The following is a 1,452-nucleotide window of genomic DNA, read 5'->3' as shown; positions in this document are numbered from 1 at the left end:
GCCCGGGTGCACTGCCTGGTCCGCGCGGGCACCGCGGCCGCGGCGCGCGAGCGGCTGGCCGCGGCCCTGCGGGCGTACGCCCTCGACGCCGCGGCGGACGACCCGCGGATCGTCGCCGTCCCCGGCGACCTCGGCGCCGTCGACCTCGGCACCGGGCCGGAGCGCTGGGCCGAACTGCGCGACGCCGTCGACACGATCGTCCACGCCGGCGCGCACGTCCACCACCTCTCGCCGTACGCCCGGCTGCGGCCAGCCAACGTCGAGGGCACCCGCACCCTGCTCGGGCTGGCGGCGGAGGGGCGGCCGAAGGCCTTCCACCACCTGTCGACCCTCGGGGTGTTCCGGGCGGACCGGCCGGACGCCCCGCCGGTCACCGAGGAGTCGCCGACCGACGCGGAGCGGCACCCGTACGGCAGGGGCTACGCCGCGACCAAGTGGGTCGCAGAACGGCTGGTGGCGCGGGCGTTCGCGCGCGGCGCGAGCGGCGGCATCCACCGCCTCGGCCGCATCTGGGCGCACTCCGCGACCGGCGCCGTCAACCGCGACGACATGTTCTCCCGGCTCCTGGTGAGCTGCGCGGAACTCGGCTGCCACCCGGCCGGGCCGGCGCTCGACGAGGCGCTGCTCCCCGTCGACGTCCTCGCCCGCGCCCTCGTCGCGCTGGTGCGGCGGAACGACGGCGGCCCGGGCGCCGTCCACCACCTCCACCACCCGCGCCGCACCGGACCCGGCGCCTTCCTGGCCGGTCACGACCGGCTGTACGGGACGCGCTCCGCGGCGGTGCCGCTCGCCGAGTGGCTCGAACGCCTGCGCGCGGCGGGCGAACGCGGCCGGGAGCTGCCGATCGCGCCGTACCGCGAGCACCTGGAGGGCCTCGCCGCGGCGGAGGCGGAACGCCCGCCGCAGCCGGCCTTCGACAACGGCAGAACCGCCCGGCGCCTGCGCCGGTACGGGATCGACATCCCGGACGTCGACGAGGCCGCCGTCGCCGCGTACTGGACCTACGTGAACCGGTAGCGCCCGCCCGTCGTACGTGACCCGACCGTCCGCGCCGCCCACGGCGGCGCACCGCAGGAGAGACCGGTGGTTGTCCCGATGACCTCGACCCTGGCCGCAGGCCCGCACGCAAACGGCGTGGCGGTGGCGGCACCGCGCACCCGTGCCGGACACCGGGCCCGGGCCAGACCGCGCCCGCGCTCGATCGTGCCCGGCCGCCAGCGCTGGGAGGTCGACCTCTTCCGCGGCCGACCCGGGCTGGCCCGGGTGGCGGAGGCGTCGCTGCGCCGGTCGCCGGGCATCGCGGACGTCCGCGTCAACCCGGTGACCGGCCGGGTGCTGCTGCGGCACGACCGCACGCTCGGCCCGCGCGACGCCGCCCGGCTGCTGCACGTGGCGGTCGAGCGCGTGCTCACCGCCCTGCACACGCCCTCCGCGGAGCTGCTCGGCCGCGAC

General features: G+C 78.5%; 1 protein-coding gene and 1 pseudogene. Both read left to right on the top strand.

From position 1 onward, the window contains the following. A partial coding sequence (locus ABD317_RS36850) for an SDR family oxidoreductase (RefSeq protein ID WP_344296416.1) occupies positions 1 to 1,017 on the top strand: 1,017 nt, incomplete at its 5' end. A 78-nt stretch (positions 1,018 to 1,095) separates the two neighbouring features. Next, a pseudogene (locus tag ABD317_RS36845) lies at positions 1,096 to 1,452 on the top strand (ABC transporter ATP-binding protein); the annotation flags it as partial.

This window comes from Streptomyces synnematoformans (assembly GCF_039531005.1).
Classification (GTDB): domain Bacteria; phylum Actinomycetota; class Actinomycetes; order Streptomycetales; family Streptomycetaceae; genus Streptomyces; species Streptomyces synnematoformans.
This window is presented reverse-complemented; position numbering and strand designations above follow the sequence as displayed.